The sequence below is a fragment of the Pseudomonas sp. DR 5-09 genome (genome assembly GCF_001655595.1).
Lineage (GTDB): Bacteria > Pseudomonadota > Gammaproteobacteria > Pseudomonadales > Pseudomonadaceae > Aquipseudomonas > Aquipseudomonas pharyngis.
Window position 1 is genome coordinate 4,679,601 of record NZ_CP011566.1, and the last position, 17,258, is coordinate 4,696,858.

Annotated in this window: 16 protein-coding genes; 2 read left to right on the forward strand and 14 right to left on the reverse strand. The window is 62.9% G+C overall.

The window, feature by feature from the left end; all coding sequences use genetic code 11:
• Positions 1 to 80 precede the first annotated feature (80 nt).
• Positions 81 to 3,320, forward strand: a complete 3,240-nt coding sequence (gene rne / locus PDR5_RS20940) for a ribonuclease E (protein WP_064598558.1) — start codon at positions 81 to 83, stop codon at positions 3,318 to 3,320.
• Positions 3,321 to 3,387: 67 nt separating this feature from the next.
• Here rne and PDR5_RS20945 read toward each other — a convergent pair whose 3' ends face one another.
• From PDR5_RS20945 to PDR5_RS21000, 12 genes are all read right to left on the reverse strand, one after another.
• Positions 3,388 to 3,984 carry a nucleotidyltransferase family protein gene (locus tag PDR5_RS20945; protein WP_064598560.1) on the reverse strand — a complete coding sequence of 199 codons (597 nt, stop codon included), beginning with the start codon at positions 3,982 to 3,984 and terminating at the stop codon, positions 3,388 to 3,390.
• Positions 3,981 to 4,961 (reverse strand): XdhC family protein, encoded by a 981-nt coding sequence (locus PDR5_RS20950; protein WP_064598562.1) that lies wholly within the window; start codon positions 4,959 to 4,961, stop codon positions 3,981 to 3,983. Before PDR5_RS20950 ends, PDR5_RS20945 begins: the two co-directional genes overlap by 4 nt.
• Positions 4,961 to 7,282 (reverse strand): xanthine dehydrogenase family protein molybdopterin-binding subunit, encoded by a 2,322-nt coding sequence (locus PDR5_RS20955; protein ID WP_064598564.1) that lies wholly within the window; start codon positions 7,280 to 7,282, stop codon positions 4,961 to 4,963. The genes PDR5_RS20950 and PDR5_RS20955 overlap by 1 nt, the downstream gene beginning before the upstream one ends.
• Positions 7,279 to 7,749: a (2Fe-2S)-binding protein gene (locus PDR5_RS20960; RefSeq protein WP_039770687.1), complete on the reverse strand. Its 471-nt coding sequence runs from the start codon at positions 7,747 to 7,749 to the stop codon at positions 7,279 to 7,281. Before PDR5_RS20960 ends, PDR5_RS20955 begins: the two co-directional genes overlap by 4 nt.
• Before the next feature lie 247 nt (positions 7,750 to 7,996).
• Positions 7,997 to 9,016, reverse strand: a complete 1,020-nt coding sequence (gene murB, locus PDR5_RS20965; protein ID WP_064598566.1) for a UDP-N-acetylmuramate dehydrogenase — start codon at positions 9,014 to 9,016, stop codon at positions 7,997 to 7,999.
• Positions 9,013 to 9,477, reverse strand: coding sequence for a low molecular weight protein-tyrosine-phosphatase (locus PDR5_RS20970; protein WP_064598568.1), 465 nt, complete (start codon positions 9,475 to 9,477; stop codon positions 9,013 to 9,015). The genes murB and PDR5_RS20970 overlap by 4 nt, the downstream gene beginning before the upstream one ends.
• Positions 9,477 to 10,241, reverse strand: a complete 765-nt coding sequence (kdsB, locus tag PDR5_RS20975; RefSeq protein WP_039770692.1) for a 3-deoxy-manno-octulosonate cytidylyltransferase — start codon at positions 10,239 to 10,241, stop codon at positions 9,477 to 9,479. Before kdsB ends, PDR5_RS20970 begins: the two co-directional genes overlap by 1 nt.
• The gene (locus PDR5_RS20980; protein WP_003179363.1) at positions 10,238 to 10,423 is read right to left on the reverse strand and encodes a Trm112 family protein; all 186 of its coding nucleotides are present in this window, start codon (positions 10,421 to 10,423) and stop codon (positions 10,238 to 10,240) included. Before PDR5_RS20980 ends, kdsB begins: the two co-directional genes overlap by 4 nt.
• 23 nt (positions 10,424 to 10,446) lie before the next feature.
• Positions 10,447 to 11,457: a tetraacyldisaccharide 4'-kinase gene (lpxK, locus tag PDR5_RS20985; RefSeq protein ID WP_064598570.1), complete on the reverse strand. Its 1,011-nt coding sequence runs from the start codon at positions 11,455 to 11,457 to the stop codon at positions 10,447 to 10,449.
• A complete protein-coding gene (locus PDR5_RS20990) occupies positions 11,457 to 11,885 on the reverse strand; it encodes an ExbD/TolR family protein (RefSeq protein ID WP_039770694.1) in 429 nt (142 codons plus the stop codon). The genes lpxK and PDR5_RS20990 overlap by 1 nt, the downstream gene beginning before the upstream one ends.
• Positions 11,882 to 12,517, reverse strand: a complete 636-nt coding sequence (locus PDR5_RS20995; RefSeq protein WP_163976130.1) for a MotA/TolQ/ExbB proton channel family protein — start codon at positions 12,515 to 12,517, stop codon at positions 11,882 to 11,884. The genes PDR5_RS20990 and PDR5_RS20995 overlap by 4 nt, the downstream gene beginning before the upstream one ends.
• A 78-nt stretch (positions 12,518 to 12,595) precedes the next feature.
• A complete protein-coding gene (locus PDR5_RS21000; RefSeq protein ID WP_064598572.1) occupies positions 12,596 to 14,839 on the reverse strand; it encodes a DNA internalization-related competence protein ComEC/Rec2 in 2,244 nt (747 codons plus the stop codon).
• 136 nt (positions 14,840 to 14,975) lie between these two features.
• Between PDR5_RS21000 and PDR5_RS21005 the strand changes: the two genes are divergently transcribed.
• The gene (locus PDR5_RS21005; protein ID WP_064598575.1) at positions 14,976 to 15,494 is read left to right on the forward strand and encodes a DUF2062 domain-containing protein; all 519 of its coding nucleotides are present in this window, start codon (positions 14,976 to 14,978) and stop codon (positions 15,492 to 15,494) included.
• 54 nt (positions 15,495 to 15,548) lie between these two features.
• Here PDR5_RS21005 and PDR5_RS21010 read toward each other — a convergent pair whose 3' ends face one another.
• Entirely contained in the window at positions 15,549 to 16,328 is a 780-nt protein-coding gene (locus PDR5_RS21010) for an ABC transporter permease (protein ID WP_064598580.1), read from the reverse strand.
• Positions 16,325 to 17,257, reverse strand: a complete 933-nt coding sequence (locus tag PDR5_RS21015; protein WP_064598582.1) for an ABC transporter ATP-binding protein — start codon at positions 17,255 to 17,257, stop codon at positions 16,325 to 16,327. Before PDR5_RS21015 ends, PDR5_RS21010 begins: the two co-directional genes overlap by 4 nt.
• Position 17,258 lies beyond the last annotated feature (1 nt).

A 17,258-nucleotide genomic window follows, 5' to 3' on the forward strand; every position in this document is an offset into this window, starting at 1 on the left:
CCCGACGCACCTGACACCGACCGTGAGAAGTCGTGTGTGCCGAACGCCGTTTCCGGCAGCCCGGAAACCGACGGTACTACATGAAAAGAATGCTGATTAACGCAACTCAACCCGAGGAGTTGCGTGTTGCACTGGTAGATGGCCAGCGCCTCTACGACCTGGACATCGAATCCGGTGCACGCGAGCAGAAGAAGGCCAACATCTATAAAGGCCGCATCACTCGCATCGAACCAAGCCTTGAGGCTGCCTTTGTCGATTTCGGCTCCGAGCGCCACGGCTTCCTGCCCCTCAAAGAAATCTCCCGCGAATACTTCAAGAAAGCCCCTGAAGGCCGCGTCAACATCAAGGACGTCCTGAGCGAAGGCCAGGAAGTCATCGTTCAGGTCGAAAAAGAAGAACGTGGCAACAAGGGCGCAGCCCTGACCACCTTCATCAGCCTGGCCGGTCGTTACCTCGTTCTGATGCCGAACAACCCGCGTGCCGGCGGCATCTCCCGTCGCATCGAAGGCGAAGAGCGCAACGAACTGCGTGAAGCGCTGAACGGTCTGGTCGCTCCGGCCGACATGGGTCTGATCGTGCGCACTGCCGGCCTGGGCCGCAGCAGCGAAGAAATGCAGTGGGACCTCGATTACCTGCTGCAACTCTGGACCGCCATCAAAGAAGCCTCGCTGGATCGTTCCGCGCCGTTCCTGATCTACCAGGAAAGCAACGTGATCATCCGCGCCATCCGCGATTACCTGCGCCAGGACATCGGCGAAGTGCTGATCGACAGCGTTGAAGCCCAGGACGAAGCCCTGACCTTCATCCGCCAGGTGATGCCGCAGTACGCCAGCAAGATCAAGCTGTACGAAGACAGCGTTCCGCTGTTCAACCGTTTCCAGATCGAAAGCCAGATCGAGACCGCTTTCCAGCGCGTTGTCGAACTGCCGTCCGGCGGCTCCATCGTCATCGATCCAACCGAAGCCCTGGTGTCCATCGACATCAACTCGGCGCGCGCCACCAAAGGCAGCGACATCGAAGAAACCGCCCTGCAGACCAACCTTGAAGCCGCCGAAGAAATCGCCCGTCAGTTGCGCCTGCGCGACATCGGCGGCCTGATCGTCATCGACTTCATCGACATGACCCCTGCCAAGAACCAGCGCGCCGTGGAAGAGAAAGTCCGCGAATGCCTGGAAGCCGACCGCGCCCGCGTGCAGATCGGCCGCATCTCGCGCTTCGGCCTGCTGGAAATGTCCCGTCAGCGCCTGCGTCCTTCGCTGGGCGAAAGCAGCGGCATCGTCTGCCCGCGCTGCAGCGGCACCGGCATCATCCGTGACGTCGAATCGCTTTCCCTGGCGATCCTGCGCCTGATCGAAGAAGAAGCCCTGAAAGACCGCACCGCCGAAGTTCGCGCTCAAGTGCCGATCCCGGTAGCCGCATTCCTGCTCAACGAAAAACGCAACTCGATCACCAAGATCGAACTGCGCACCCGCGCCCGCATCGTCATCCTGCCGAACGATCACCTCGAAACCCCGCATTTCGAAGTTCAGCGCCTGCGTGACGACAGCCCGGAAGCCGCGACCAACCAGTCCAGCTACGAAATCGCTGCCGCTGCCGCCGATGTCGAAGACGTCCAGCCAGCCGCCGCGACCCGCACCCTGGTTCGCCAGGAAGCCGCGGTCAAGACCGCTCCGGCCCGCGCCAACGCTCCGGTTCCGACCGAAGTCGCCGCTCCGGCCCCGGCACCTGCTCCGGTTGCTGCGCCAGAGCCAAGCCTGTTCAAAGGCCTGGTGAAGTCGCTGGTCAGCCTGTTCGCCACCAAGGAAGAGCCGGTTGCTCCGGTCGTGGTTGAAAAACCAGCCACCGAGCGTCCGGCCCGCAACGAAGAGCGTCGCAATGGTCGTCAGCAGAGCCGCAACCGTAACGGTCGCCGCGATGAAGAGCGCAAGCCGCGCGAAGAGCGTGCACCGCGTGAAGAGCGCGCCCCACGTGAGCCGCGTGAAGAGCGTCAACCGCGCGAACCACGTGAAGTCCGCGAGCCACGCGAATCCCGTGACGAAGCACCGGTAGCCCGCGAAGAACGCGCACCACGCGCGCCTCGTGAAGAACGTGCACCACGTGCTCCGCGTGAAGATCGCAAGCCGCGTGGCGAGCGTGAAGAACGCGTACGTGAACTGCGCGAACCTCTGGATGCCGCTCCAGCCGTTGCTGCCGCCGCCACCGCTGAAGAGCGTCCGGCCCGTCAGCCGCGTGAAGAACGTGCGCCACGTCCTCCGCGTGAAGAGCGTCAACCGCGTGCCGAACAGGCCGCTGCTGCCGTCGCTGAAGAAGAAATCACCACCAACGAAGAGCAACTGCCGGAAGACGGTTCGGAGAACGCCGAAGGCGATCGTCCACGCCGCCGCTCCCGTGGTCAGCGTCGTCGCAGCAACCGTCGCGAGCGTCAGCGTGATGCCAATGGCAACGTGATCGAAGGTTCGGAAGAGTCCGAGTCCGGCGAAAACGCCCAGGCGCCAAGCACTGCCGATCTGGCTGCTGGTCTGGCTGTTACCGCTGCTGTTGCCAGCACCGTGATCAGCGCTCCGGCTGAAGCTCAGGCCCACGAGCAAGCTGAACGCGCTACCGCTGCAACACTGGAAACTGCTCCAGTAGAAGCGCCGGTTGTTGAAGCCACCACTCCGGTCGTAGCGCCTGCTGCTCCGGAAGTCGAAGTAGCTCCGGCTCGCGAAGCTCAGCCTCAGGTTGAAGTCGCTGCCGAACCAGCTGTGTCCTTTGAAGCGCCAGCCGTCGCTGAACAGTCGGTTGTCGAAACCGTCGCTGAAACCGTGACCGAAACCGTGCGTGAAGTTCGCGAAGAACAGACCGCGTTCAACTGGGTCGCCGAGCCGGCTGTCACTGAAACACCAGCGCCAGTGGTTGAAGCGCATGTTGTTGAAGAAGCCAAGGCTGCCGAGCCAGTAGTTGTTGCTGAACCCGCACCGGTCGTTGAAGCCCCTGTGGTTGAAGCGCCAGTTGTAGCCGAAGCACCAGCGCCAGTGGTTGAAGCAGCTCCGGTCAGCGCCCTGACCCCAAGCGGCCGCGCGCCGAACGACCCGCGTGAAGTGCGTCGTCGCAAGCGTGAAGAAGAGCGTCTGCAGAAGGAAGCCGAGCTGGCTGCCGCTGCTGCTCCAGTCGCTGCCCAGCCAGTGGTTGCCGAAGTGGTCGAGGCAGCTCCTGCCCCGGTCGCTGAAGAAGCTGCCGTTGAAGCCGTGATTGCCGAAGCACCACGCTCCGTTCAGGAAGCGGTCGAGCAACACGAAGAGGCCCAGGAAAAAGAACACGAGCCTAAACCCCTCGTCTGATTCCAAAAGCCACTAAAAAGCCCCGCCTGGTGATCCAGGCGGGGCTTTTTTATATCTCAAGGTTTTATCAGGATGGCGGGAACACCAGCGCATCCGGCACATCGATATCCCACAACACCCCCGGGTCATCCACCGCGACTTCAATCACCCGACCTTGGGCAAACAGCGGTCTGGCGCCCCGGTCACCGGACAAAGCCATCAGCCCTGCGGCGAACGAGCGGCCAAACCCGACCGGATGCCCGTAGTCACCGTTCAACGTCGGTACGCTGACGGAATCCTCGGCAATCGCCGCCACGACCCGCTCAATGCTCGACGGCAGGATGAACGGCATGTCGCCCAGCACAATCAGCCAGCCATCGGCCTCCGGGCAAGCCGCCACACCCGCCGCAATGCTGTCGCCCATTCCCGTGGACTCGATCGAGACAATGTCACATCCGTAAGCCTGCGCCATGCGCATCGCCTGCGGCCGCGCCTCGGTCGTCACCAGCACTCGCTTGTCGAGGCTCGCCGGCAGGTTCACCAACACCTGCTCGATCACCGAACACACCGCGCCATCGCGCCCGGTGCAATCGGCCAGCAGCTTGTCCTTGTCGGCACCCGCCACTTCGCGAAAGCGGCTGCCCTCGCCCGCCGCCAGCACAATCACTCCGATGGATCGGCTCATACGCTCTCCAGTGTCTTCTTCTGTTTGAGCTCGACACCATTCTTGATCGCGACGATTTCCGCCAACAGCGACAGGGCGATTTCCGCCGGTGAATGGCTGCCGATGTGCAAACCGATCGGCCCGTGCAAACGGGCGATGGCCGCTTCCGACAAGCCTAGCTCAGCCAGATTTTCCCGACGCTTGCGGCTGTTGACCCGTGAACCGAGTGCGCCGACGTAGAACGCCTTGGAGTCAAGCGCCGTGAGCAGCGCCATGTCATCCAGCCGTGGGTCGTGAGTCAGCGCGACAATCGCCGTGCGTTCATCGGTCTGGATATTCAGCACTGCTTCGTCCGGCATGCCGGGGACAAAACGCCCATGCTGCTCTTCCCAGCCATAGACGAACTCGGTGCGCGGATCACAGATCAGCACTTCGAAATCCAGCAATCGCGCCATCTCGGCCACATACCGCGACAACTGCCCGGCACCGATCAACAGCAGGCGCCAGCGCGGGCCGTAAATGGCGCGCAGGGTCTGGCCGTCGAAGCTCAAGGTGTCAGCCTTGCCGGCCGGTCGCAACACCACCTCGCCAGTGCCGATGTTCAGCTCACGAGCGACGATTTCGTGAGCCTCGCAGCGATCCAGCAACTCGGCAACCCACGCCGGATCGCCGACCCGCTCCTCGGTGAGGCGCAGGGTGCCGCCGCAAGGCAGGCCGAAGCGCGCCGCTTCTTCCTGCGTCACGCCGTAGGTGATCAACTGCACCGGCGGCCCGTTGGCGGGAATCCGCCCATCGTGCAGCCGGGCGATCAGATCGTCCTCGACGCAACCGCCGGACACCGAACCGATCACCACGCCATCTTCGCGCAACGCCAGCATTGCGCCGGGCGCCCGGGGCGCGGTGCCCCAGGTCTGCACCACGCTGAACAACATTACCCGCTGTCCGGCGCGGCGCCATTCGAGCACGCTGCGCAGGACATTCAGATCGGCGCTGTCCATTACGCTTGCGCCTTCTGCCAGCCCTGCAACTGGTAACGCACCGGCAGGTTACGGATGCGCTGACCGGTGGCGGCGAAGATCGCGTTGCACAGCGCCGGCGCAATCGGTGGCACACCCGGTTCGCCGACACCGCCCAGCGGCACCTCGCCCGGCGGCGTCACCAGATGCACCGCGACTTCCTTCGGCGCCAGCGACATGCGCGCCACTTCATACATATGGAAGTTGTCCTGCTGCACCTTGCCGTCCTTGAAGCTGATTTCGCCCCAAACGGCGTTGCCCAGGCCCATCACGCAGGCGCCTTCGAACTGCGAACGGATGCGCTCGGGGTTGATCTGCGGGCCGCAATCCACGGCGATATCGGCCTTGTGCACGATCAGCGTGCCGTCGTCCTTGACCTCGACTTCGATCACCGCCGCCACATAGGTGACGAAGCTGTAATGCACCGCCAATCCGAGGCCACGGCCTTTGGGCAATTGACGCCCCCAACCCGCCGCCTTGGCCGCCGTTTCCAGCACGGTGCGCATGCGCCCGGTGTCGATCGGATAACGCTCGGGGGATTCGCCGTAGTTCCATTCTTCACTGAGCGTGCGCGGGTCGATCTGCCGATCCGGGCCGAGCAACTTGATCTGGTACTTGAGCGGATCCTCCTTGGCTTTGTGCGCCAGTTCATCGACGAAGCTCTGGATCGCGAAGCCATGGGGAATGTTCGACACCGAGCGATACCAGCCGACCCGCGTGTGCACCGTGGCTTCAGGGTTTTCCAGCCGCACGTTGGGAATCGCGTAGGCCATGTTGGTGAATCCCATGCCCAGCTCGAAGGCGGCTTCGTGGTTCATGCCCGGTGCGAACAGCGCGGTGATGCTCGGAGCGACCGTGCGGTGCAACCAGGCGGACGGCAAACCGTCCTTGCCCACGCCGGCCTTGAGGTACTCGGCGGACACGGTGTGAAAATACGAATTGTGGATGTCGTCTTCCCGGGTCCACTGCACACGCACCGCTTTGCCGGGGAATTCCTTGGCGAGAACGGCAGCTTCAACGACGAAGTCCGGTTTGGACTTGCGCCCGAACCCACCGCCCAACAGCGTGACATTGAAGGTGACGTTATCGAATGGCAGCCCCAGGCGTTCGGCGATCCGCTCGCGGGTGACCTGCGGCGCCTGGCTCGGTGCCCAGGCTTCGCAAGTGCCATCCTTGTAACGGGCGATGGCCACCATCGGTTCCATCGGCGCCTGTGCCAGATGCGGCAAGTAATAAGAGGCTTCCAGCGTGCTGGCGGCACCAGCGATGGCTTTGTCGATGTCGCCGGTATTGCGTACCACTTTGCCCGGTTTCAGCGAAGCGGCTTCGATCTCCTTGCGATAGGCGATCGAGTCATAAGTGGCGTTCGGGCCGTCGTCCCACTCGATTTTCAGCGCTTCACGGCCCTTCAATGCCGCCCAGGTATTGCTGGCCACCACAGCCACGCCACCCAACGGCTGAAATTCCGAAGGCAATGGCCGGGGTTCGATCTGGATGACTTTCAGCACGCCCGGCACTTTCAGCGCGGCGCTGTCGTCCACCGACTTGACCTTGCCGCCGTACACCGCCGGACGCGCAATGACCGCGAACAGCATGCCGTCGAAATGCACGTCGGCCCCGTACACCGCGCGGCCATTGACGATGTCGGCACCGTCGATGGCTTTGGTGCCTTCCTTGCCGATATAGCGGAATTCCGACGGCTGCTTGAGCCGCAGACTGTCACGGGCCGGCACCGTCAGGGCACTGGCCGCAGCGGCCAGTTCACCGTAACCCAGCTCGCGTCCGGACGGCGTGTGAATGACTTTATGCAGTTGCGCGCGGCATTCGCCGACTGGCACCTTCCACTGGGCGGCGGCCGCTTGTTCCAGCATGGTACGGGCGGCGGCGCCGCAACGGCGCATCGGTTCGTACCAGTGACGCATGCTGCGCGAGCCGTCGGTGTCCTGGTTGCCGAAGCGCACCTCATCACCCGGCGCCTGCTGGACCTTGACGTGCGCCCAGTCGGCTTCCAGTTCATCGGCGACCACCATGGTCAGGCTGGTGCGCACACCCTGGCCCATCTCCGAACGGTTGCAGACCACGGTTACCGTGCCGTCGACGGCAATGCTGACGTAGACCTTCGGATCGTCGATCCAGCCGTTGGGCATGCCATCGGCGCCAAACTGCTTGGGCTTGTCTTCGGCCAGCGCATCCTGCCAGCCCCAGCTCGCCGCCAGCACCAGCGCACCCGTGGCGCCGACGCCCTTGAGGAAGCCCCGGCGACTCAGGTTGCTCAGGGCGAAATCGTTCGGTAGACGGCTCATGCCTTGGCCTCCTTCAGGTGAGTGGATGCCTGGCGGATCGCGGTCTTGATCCGGTTGTAGGTGCCGCAGCGGCAGATGTTGCCGACCATCGCTTCTTCGATCTGCTCGTCGCTCGGGTTCGGGTTGGTCTTGAGCAACGCGGTGGCGGACATGATCTGGCCGCCCTGGCAGTAACCGCATTGGGCCACAGCGGTGTCGAGCCAGGCTTGCTGGACGATCTGACCGACCGGGTCGGCATGCAGGTTGTCGATGGTGGTCACGTTCTGCCCGACCACCGAACCGATCGGGGTGATGCAACTGCGCGCCGGCGCGCCGTCGATATGAATGGTGCACGCACCGCACAGCCCCATGCCGCAGCCGAACTTGGTGCCGTTGTAACCGGCGACGTCGCGGATCGCCCACAACAGCGGCATGTCCTCGGTGACATCGAGTGGATGATCTTGACCATTGAGTTTCAGGGTAATCATGGGCACGCCCGCATATTCTTGGAGGTTATGGGGTCGAGCCATCTGCCACCGCAGGGACGGTAGTGGTTCGCGCAGATCGGCTCAGGCTAATCAGGCTCTCTTGTGCCGACGGGAATGTCTGCACCGGGCCTTTGGTGGAGCAAATGGTTGGTATCGTTAGCTGGCTACGTTAACCCGCGATTAACAAAAAAGCCCTGCACTTTTTAAATAAGTGCAGGGCTTTGGGTTCAGCCTTGAAAGCGTAGCCTCAATACCTGTTGGGCTCCATTTCCAGCTCGACATTGAAACGTTCTGAAATGTCTTTCTGGATGCGCTGGGCCAGATCGAGTAATTGCAGCCCGGTCGCCGTGCCGTAGTTGACCAGCACCAGCGCCTGCAATTTATGCACGCCGGCATCGGCCTCACGGAAACCTTTCCAGCCGGCACGCTCGATCAACCAGCCGGCCGCCAGTTTCATCTGCCCGTCCGGTTGCGCGTAGGCCACCAGATCCGGATGCTGCGCCTTGATCTGTGCAACCACGGCCGCCGACACCAGCGGGTTCTTGAAGAAGCTGCCGGCATTGCCGAGCACCGCCGGGTCCGGCAGTTTTTCGCTGCGGATGCTGCAGATCGCTCGACTGACGTCTGTCGGCGTCGGCTGCTCGATGCCCTGCTCGGTCAGACGCTGACGCACCGGACCGTATTCCAGATGCAAATGCGCGACTCGGTCCAGTGCGAAGCGCACCCGCAGAATCAGCCAACGCCCCGGCTGCTGCTTGAACACGCTATCGCGGTAGGCGAACCGGCATTCCTCCAGGCTGAAGTCGCGCAGCTCGCCGGTCTGGCGATCCAGCGCCGTCAGGCCGGCGAACACATCCTTGATCTCGACGCCGTAAGCACCGATGTTCTGCATCGGCGCAGCGCCAACAGTGCCGGGGATCAGGCTGAGATTCTCCAGTCCCGAAAAACCCTGCGCCAGCGTGTGCTGCACGAACGGGTGCCACGGCTCACCGGCTTCGGCTTCAATCACCACACGATTGCCGTCGTCGCTGATGACACGGATGCCACGGCTGGCCATGCGCAGCACCAGTGCCGGGATGTCCGCGGTGAGCAACAGGTTGCTGCCGCCGCCGATCACCAGCAACGGCAGGTTGTGAGAAGTCGCGTAAGCCAGGGCTTCGCGCACATCGGCGTCACTGTGGGCTTCGGCAAACAGCTGTGCGCGCACATCAACGCCGAAGGTATTGAAGGGTTTCAGGGAAACCTGCGGTTGTATCTGCAAACTCATAACCGCCCCTTCACTTCAATCAACAGCTGATCGCAGGCACGCTCGATCAGATCCAGCACCTGCTCGAAGCCCTGATCGCCGTCGTAATACGGATCCGGCACCTCGTCGACTTCACCTTCGTAGCGGCGCAGGAACAAGTCCAGCTCGGCCTTGCCGGTGGACGGCTGCAAGGCCTTGAGGTTGCGCAGGTTGCTGTTGTCCATGGCGAGGATCAGGTCGTAGCTGGCGAAATCGGCGCGGCTGACCTGCTGCGCGCGTTGCGCCGACAGGTCATAACCGCGCAGCTTGGCCGCCGCCTGGCTGCGCTTGTCCGGCGGATTGCCAACGTGCCAGTCGCCAGTGCCGGCAGAGGCCACTTCGACCTGATCCGCCAGCCCCGCTTCACGCAACTTGTGGCGCAACACGCCTTCGGCGGTGGGCGAACGGCAGATGTTGCCCAGGCACACGAACAGAACGCGCATCAGGCCTCCAGCAGGCGACGGACGCGCTCGAGGTCTTCGGCGGTGTCGACCCCGGTCGGCGGCGCGATCAACGCGTCAGCCACATGAATCCGCACGCCGTGCCACAGGGCACGCAATTGCTCGAGGGATTCGGTGTTTTCCAGCCAGCACGGACCCCAGCTCACGAAGTCCTGAAGGAAGCCTGCGCGGTAGGCATAAATGCCGATGTGACGACGATACGGCACGCCTTCCGGCAGCACGTCGCGGCTCTTGGCAAACGAATCGCGGGCCCATGGCAGGGTTGCGCGACTGAAGGTCAGCGCCAGACCGTTGAGGTCGCTGACAACCTTGACCACGTTCGGATTGAACAGGGTTTCCACGTCTTCGATCGGCTCGGCCAGGGTGGCCATGCGCGCTTCGGTGTGGGCCGCAAGATTCGCGGCGACCTGATCGATCACGCTCGGCGGGATCAGCGGTTCGTCGCCTTGCACGTTGACCACGATGGCATCCGGCTCAAGGCCCAGCTTCGCCGCCACTTCAGCCAGACGATCGGTACCGGAATTATGATCTTCACGGGTCAGCACTACTTCGGCGCCAAAAGCCTTGCAGGCCTCGACGATACGCGCATCGTCGGTCGCCACGACCACACGGCTGGCGCTGCTTTTGCTGGCCTGTTCCCAGACGTGCTGGATCATCGGCTTGCCGGCGATGTCCAGCAGCGGTTTGCCCGGCAGACGGGTCGAGGCGTAACGCGACGGGATGACAACGGTGAAGGCGGTGGTCATTTATCCAGACGCTCGTCGGTGGTCAGGGTGCGGGCTTCGCTTTCCAGCATGACCGGGATGCCGTCGCGGATCGGGTACGCCAGACCGGCGCCCTTGCTGATCAGTTCGGTCTTGTCGGCGCTGAGCTTGAGCGGGCCTTTGCAGACCGGGCAGGCGAGGATGTCGAGCAATTTGGTGTCCATGAACATTCCCTGGATAAAACGGATTAAGGCAAAAGACGATCCGGCAACAGGCGCATCAACTGCGTGTCGAACCAGGCCACGAAGGCCGATGACGGCACAGCATCGACCGCCAGGTACCACCAGTCGGCAGCGGCGAAGGCACGGCACTTCACCGCGTCCTTTTCAGTCATCACCACTGGCAATGACGGCGTAAAACTCAAGGCCTGCACGCTGTATTCGGCGTGGTCGGCGAAGGCGTGGGGCACAGGCCGCCAGTCTAGCGCTTCGAGGGTATTGAAGAAACGTTGCGGGTTGCCGATCCCGGCCACCGCGTGCACGGCCTGACCGGGCGGAAAATGATCGAGCGGCCGACGTTCACCGCTGCGCAGGTTGACCAGCGCCGAGGGCTGCAGACGGAAGGCGAAACCGCCGTCGCGATCCTCAAGGGCGCCGTTGAACAGCACACCGTCAACGCTTTGCAGGCGCTCGACCGGTTCGCGCAGGGGGCCGGCGGGCAAGCAGCGCTTGTTGCCAAGCCCACGGGCAGCGTCGATCAGCACCAGTTCCAGATCCCGCGCGAGGCGGTAATGTTGCATACCGTCATCGGACAGGATCAGGTCCAGCGGCTCGCTGTCCAGCAGGGCTCTGACGGCGGCGCTGCGATCGGGATCGATCATCAGCGGTACGCGGGTGCGCTGCACGATCAGCAACGGCTCGTCGCCGGCGATGTCGGCAGTCTGCTCAGCGTCGACCCGCCACGGCAGTTGCGCCGGTTTGGCGCCGTAACCACGGCTGACCACGCCGACCCGCAGCCCGTGGCGTCGGCAGTGCTCGATCAGCCACAGGATCATCGGTGTCTTGCCGGTGCCGCCGACCGTGATGTTGCCGACCACGATCACCGGCACCGGCGACTGGTAGATCTCACCTTCGCCATCGAGAAACCGCTGACGCTTGCCCGCCACCACGCGGCGGTACAGCCACTCCAGCGGCCGCAACAGCGTCAGGGCCGGGTGCCCCTGATACCACGCGGCGAGCAGACGATCGGACATGGCCATCAGGATTTGGGCGCCGCCTCGACCGTGGTCATGCGCAGATGGCTGAAACCGAGCTTGCCGGCCGCATCCATGGCGGTGATCACGGATTGATGCTGAGCCTTGCCGTCAGCACTGATCGACAACGGCATGTTGGTGTCGCCGTTGGCTTCTTTCTGCATGGCTTCCATCAGGGTGGCCAGATCATTCTTCGGCAGAATCCTGTTGTTCACCGAGAACACGCCTTCGGCGCTGATGGCCACGTCCAGTTGCTTGACCTGCTGATCCTCGGCCGGCGAGCCACTGACCGCTTCCGGCAGGTCGACACGCAGTTGGGTTTCGCGGGTGAAGGTGGTGGTCACGACGAAAAACAGCAACAGGATGAACACCACATCGATCAGCGACGCGAGGTTGATGTCGATGGTTTCCCGGGGCTTGCGACGGAATTTCACGCTTTGCCCCCGGCCAGATCGACGTCACGGTCGCCCTGCACCACTTCCACCAGTTTGATCGCTTCCTGTTCCATGCCCACCACCAGTTCATCGATGCGTCGTTGCAGGAAACGGTGGAAGAACACTGCCGGAATACCGACCATCAGCCCCGCAGCGGTAGTGATCAAAGCCTTGGAAATACCGCCGGCCAGCACCGCAGCATTGGTGGTCATGCCGGAGCCGGTGAAGGCACTGAAGATGTCGATCATGCCCAGCACCGTGCCCAGCAGACCCAGCAACGGCGACATGGCGGCAATGGTGCCCAGCGCGTTGACGTAGCGTTCCAGCTCGTGGATGACCCGGGCGGCGGCCTCTTCGATGCACTCTTTCATGATCTCGCGACCATGCTTGGAGTTGGCCAGGCCCGCGGCGAGGATTTCCCCCAGCGGCGAGTTGGCGCGCAATTCCTTGAGTTTTTCCTTGTTGAGCTGCTTGTCCTTGATCCAGACCCAGACCTGACCCAGCAGATGCTCAGGGGTGACGCGACTGGCGCGCAGGGTCCACAGGCGCTCGGCGACGATCGCCATGGCGGCGATGGAACTCAGAATGATCGGCAACATCATCCAGCCGCCGGATTTGACCAATTCCCACACAGTGACAGCCCCCTCGAAAAAGTGCGCCACTTTACCATACCGGTTCGCGATAAAGACCCGTCGCCCCGACGACCGTGCTCAACGGTACTCCGCCCCCGGCAACGGCGGGTCGCGCCAGAAGCGGCGTTGTTGACGCATCGACCGGGCCGGCTGAAACCGCCCCAGTTGCAGATGAATGGCGCCCTGCTCGGCGCTGTCATGGATGTGTATTCCCTGCTTGCGGTAACGGGCAATGACCGTCGGGTGCGGATGGCCGAACGAGTTGCCCTGCCCTCGGGAAATCAGCACGGCCTGGGGCTGCAAAACCTTGAGCAAGGCCATCGATGAGGAACTGCGGCTGCCGTGATGCGGGGCTTGCAGCCACTGGGTCGGAACCGCCAGCGCGCTGTTGAGCAAATCCCGCTCGGCATTGGTGTCGATGTCACCGGTCAGCAGCAGCCGCTCGCCGTTGGCTTCGATCTGCAACACGCAGGAACGCTGGTTGCTGTCATGGGCTTCTGCCCATTGCCATAGATGAAAGGCAACGCCGTCCCACTGCCATTGCCGACCGCTTTCACAGGCCTCGGCGTTCAGCGCCTCGGGCAGACCCGGCGGGTCGCCACTGATGACCCGACTGACGGCCAGTCCTTTCGCCACGGCGAGTGCACCACCCGCGTGATCGGCATCGGCATGGCTGAGCAGCATCAGGTCGAGTCGCTCGACGCCCAACTTGTGCAGGGCTGGCAACACCACCCGCTCGCCGACATCGAAATCGCCGAAGCGCGGGCCGCTGTCGTACAGCAAGGCGTGATGGCGCGTGCGGATCAGAATCGCCAGCCCTTGGCCAACATCAAGCTGCCAGACATCCGCCACGCCTTCGGCCAGTCGCTCCCGGGGCGGAAATGCCAGCACCAGCAGCAACGGCCAGCCCAGCGGGCGCAAAGGAACGCCTCGGGGCAGCAATAACAGCACTGCACCGATGCAACCCAGCGCCACGATCCAGCCCGGCATCGATTCTGCAACCCACGCCGGCCAGCGTCCGGCAATCAGGGCCAGCGCCCGGAACAATCCATCGATCAGTCCGCCGGCCAGCCACAGCAGCCCTTCGCCGACATGAGGAATTGACAGCAACAAAGTCCCGAGCAACGCCGGCGGCAGCACCGCAAAACTGACCCACGGCACCGCCAGCAAATTGGCCAGCGGCCCGCTAAGACTGATCGGCAGACTCAACGCCAGCAGCACCGGGCACAATCCGATTGCGATCAGCCACTGCGCGCGCGTCCAGGTTTGCCACCAGCGCCACGGCCCCAGACGGCCGCCGAAGGTGAAGATCAACACAGCCACCGCCGCAAAAGACAGCCACAACCCCGGACGCAAGCTGGCCAGCGGATCCATCAACAACACGCCATTGAAGGCCAGCAGCAATGGCCACCATGCACCGAGGTGGCGGAAGCGCAAACGCCACAGCAGCACCAGCGCAACCATCACGCAGGCCCGCCGCACCGGTACATCGAATCCGGCCAGCAAGCCGTAACCCAGCGCCGCCGTGAATGCCAGACCGCACGCCCAGGGCAGCCAGGGCCAACGCAGCGGCCAAAATCCGAATCGGGCCAACCCGGCGACCAGCGCGTACATCAACGCTGCCAACAGCCCGATGTGCTGGCCGGAAATCACCAGCAGATGCACGGTGCCGGTGTCCTGCAAGATCTGCCAGTCTTCGCGACTGAGGCCGGAACCATCGCCGAGCACCAACGCGGCCAAGGCGCCGTTACGACCCTGGGCGTCAACGGCAAGCAGGCGCTGGCGAATACTGTCGCGCCGGGCCCACTGCGCCGGCGCCAGACGCTGGCCATCCTTCACCGTCCCGGTAGCACCAATGCGTTGCGCCAGCAGCCAGGCCTCGTAATCGAACGCATCCGGATTGAGCAAGCCACCGGGACGCTTGAGCTTGACCGCCAATCGCCAGCGTTCGCCGCTTTTGACCTCAGGCCCGGCGTACCAGGCCAGGCGCATCAGCGACGGCAGCTTTTCGTGACGCGAGCGCGCATCGGCCAGCTCAAACCGCACGACGCCCTCGGCACTCTGCGGCAAGCCGACGACCCGGCCCTCCACCCAGCGCGTTTCGCCATCCAGCCGGGACGGCAGTCGATCATTCAACGCCAGTTGCGCGTTGAATCCCGCCCATGCGAATCCAAGCAGTAAAAACGCCAGTGGATAGCTGCGAAACGGCAGCAGCATCAGCGCCACCCACGGCAACACCAGCAATAACCCGACCGGCGGCAAGGCCGGTAAAAAAACCGCAGCCAGCAGACCGACTGCCAGCGCCATCATCCCTGTGCGCATAAGCCCGTCCTTGAGAGTCCCACCTTCAGGCATAGCGGTTGCGGGGCACGGGCGTCGTTATCAATTGTCACAAAGTCTGAATGGGCGGTTCGTAGAATCCAGACATACTTGCCGCCTTAACCGACCGAGAAGCCTTATGCCCCGGCGCTTATTCAAACGTTACATGCCCGACCCGACGAGCATCAGGGAACACAAATCCTTACGCTTTCTCGGCACGTTGCTGCATGACCCGAACCTCTGGCACCTCAACCGACACTCGGTGGCCCGCGCCATGGCCGTTGGTCTGTTCGCCGCGTTCCTGCCGATTCCCGCACAAATGCTGGTGGCCGCTGTCCTTGCGATCATGGTGCGCGGCAATATGCCGATTGCCGTCAGCCTGGTCTGGCTGACCAATCCGATCACCATGCCGGCGGTGTTCTTCTGCACCTATCAGGCCGGGGCCTGGCTGATGGATGTTCCCGCCCGCACACTTCCAGACGAATTGACCTGGGAATGGATCAGCGGCGAGCTTTCGACCCTGTGGCAACCGTTCCTGCTGGGTTCGGTGGTGGTCGGGCTGGCACTGGGCGCCCTCGCCTACTGTCTGGTGATGCTGTACTGGCGCTGGTGGGTGGCCCGGCAATGGGCGCGGCGCAAGAAAAGACGTCAGGCGTGAATGCAAAACGGCCTCCACTGTGGGAGGCCGTTTTTCATTGCAGCATTGAAGAAATCAGGTACGCATTCCGCGCCCGCTCACCAGCAGGCGTGCGCAACCGAAATACAGCGCCACGGTCGCCACCAGCATGAAAGTGATCGCGATACCGATGCGGATGTCCGACACACCGAGGATGCCGTAACGGAAGGCGTTGACCATGTGCAGCACCGGGTTGGCCAGCGACACGGTCTGCCAGAACGGCGGCAGCAAGGTGATCGAATAGAACACACCGCCAAGGTAGGTCAACGGGGTCAGCACGAAGGTCGGGATGATCGAGATGTCATCGAAGTTGCGCGCAAACACCGCGTTGATGAAACCCAGCAGCGAGAAGATCGTCGCCGTCAGCACCACCACCAGAACGGTCACGCCCAGGTGATGCACCTGCAGACTGGTAAAGAACAACGACAGAACCGTCACGATGACGCCCACCATCAAGCCACGCAGTACGCCGCCAAGGGTGTAGCCGATCAGGATCGTATGCGGTGAAACCGGCGACACCATCAACTCTTCGATGGAGCGCTGGAACTTGCTGCCGAAGAAGCTCGACACCACGTTGCCGTAAGAGTTGGTGATCACCGACATCATGATCAGCCCCGGCACGATGTACTCCATGTAGGTGAAGCCACCCATGTCACCGATCTGCCGACCGATCAGGTTACCGAAGATCACGAAGTACAGAACCATGGTGATCGCCGGCGGCAGCAAAGTCTGCGGCCAGATCCGGGTGAAGCGTCTGACCTCGCGATAAACGATGGTATTGAGGGCAACGAGGTTGGGGCGCAGCTCGGAACTCATACCGCCACCTTCGACAGATTCTTCTCCACCAGGGACACGAACAGCTCCTCGAGGCGATTGGTTTTATTGCGCAGGCTCAGCACTTCGATGTTCTGCAGGGCCAGTTGGCCGAACAGCGCGGTGATGCCCATGGACTTGTCGACCTGGACTTCCAGGGTATGGCCGTCCACCAGGCGCGCCGGATAGCCCGCCAGTTGCGGCGCAGCACTCAGGCCGTTTTTCAGATCCAGCAGGAAGGTTTCCACATGCAGCTGGCCGAGCAGCTGACGCATGCTGGTGTTCTCGACGATGGTGCCGTGGTCGATGATGCCGATGTTGCGGCACAACTGCTCAGCCTCTTCCAGGTAGTGGGTGGTGAGGATGATGGTGATGCCTTTCTGGTTCAGTTCGGTGAGGAACGTCCACATCGAACGACGCAGTTCGATGTCGACGCCGGCAGTCGGTTCGTCGAGGATCAGCAGACGCGGTTCATGCACCAGCGCACGGGCGATCATCAGACGCCGCTTCATGCCGCCGGACAGCGAACGTGACGGCACATCGCGCTTGTCCCACAGGCCGAGCTGGGTCAGGTACTGCTCGGCGCGTTCCTTGGCGACCTTCGCCGGAATGCCGTAGTAACCGGCCTGGGTCACGACGATGTCGAACGTCTTTTCGAACTGGTTGAAGTTGAACTCCTGGGGCACCACGCCGATCGAGCGCTTGAGCGCCGCCGGGTTCTTGTCCAGGTCGTGGCCGAAGATATTCACGGTGCCGCTGGTCTTGTTGACCAGGGTCGAGAGGATGCCGATGGTCGTGGATTTGCCGGCGCCGTTGGGGCCGAGCAAGGCGAAGAAGTCACCTTCGGCGACGTCCAGATCGATACCACTCAAGGCCTGGAACCCGTTGCCGTAGGTTTTGGTTAGCTGCCGGATGGACAGAGCGGAACTCATA